The organism is Halorubrum sp. AJ67 (assembly GCF_000513435.1).
In genome coordinates this window covers 227,118-228,154 of the sequence record NZ_CBVY010000002.1, presented here as the reverse complement: position 1 = coordinate 228,154, position 1,037 = coordinate 227,118, and the positions used below count along the sequence as shown (strand labels likewise).

General features: G+C 71.7%; 1 protein-coding gene. It reads right to left on the bottom strand.

Going from position 1 to position 1,037, the window contains the following annotated elements; genetic code table 11:
* Positions 1-1,037, bottom strand: a 1,037-nt coding sequence (locus BN903_RS03000; protein ID WP_048076312.1) for an FAD-binding domain-containing protein, incomplete at both ends; no start/stop codon positions are given.

Genomic DNA, 1,037 nt, shown 5'->3' with positions numbered 1-1,037 from the left:
CCCAGTCCGCCCGACAGCGACGCTCGGCGCGCGATCGCCTTGTCGGCGAGGCGGGCCGCGGCCGCGCCGTGGACTGCCCCGTACCGGTCGCGGAACTCGCTTCTGGCCGCCTCGTAGTCGACGACGGGGTACGGGTACTCCTCCCCGATCCGGACGCCGACCTCACGCTGGACGGAGAGGGGGGTCTTCTCGGGGGCGTCGAGGTGCGCCGCGGGGAGCGGGTCGAGTTCGGGGACCCACCGCGTGACGAACTCGCCGTCGGGGTCCTGATCGCGGACCTGCTTGCGGGGATCGTACAGCCGCAGGCCGGGGCGACCGACCAACCCGCACTGCGACTGCCACTGGGTGTAGTTGATCGCGGGGTCGCCGTCGATCAGGTGTCGGTAGAAGTGGTCCGCCCCGATCCGCCACGGCTGCTGGAGTATCTGGAAGTAGCAGCTCGCGCACAGCGCCCGCATCCGGAAGTTGAGCCACCCCGTCTCGCGCAGGCAGCGCATGCTGGCGTCGACCATCGGGAACCCCGTCTCGCCGCGCTTCCACGCCGCGACGAGGTCGGGGTCGTGCCGATCGCGGTTGAACCCGCGGTAGACGGGATTGACGGCCTCGTCGAGCCACCCCGGCCAGTCCAGCAGCTTCTGGGTGTAGTGGCAGTTCCAGAACAGCCGGGAGACGAACATCGACTTCCCGCGCCCGTCCGGCGCGCGCTCGTCGACGTGCCGGTGGACCTCGCGGACCGAGAGACAGCCGAACCGCAGGTACGGCGAGAGGCCGCTCGTCCCCTCGCGGGCGTCGACCGGCGAGGAGATCGATCCCGGGTAGTCGGCGATGCGCTCGGTGAACGCGCGGAGCTTCTCCCGCGCCGGACCGCGACCGCCGGTCGGGACGCGGGTCTTCGCGGACGCGACGCAGTACGCCTCGCTCACGCGCTCGGGGTCGATCCCGGTGTCGAGTCCGTCGACCGCGACCGACCGGGGGTCCCAGTCGAACGGGTCGTCCGCGAGCCACGATTCGACGCGATCGCTCCACCCGTCTCGGGG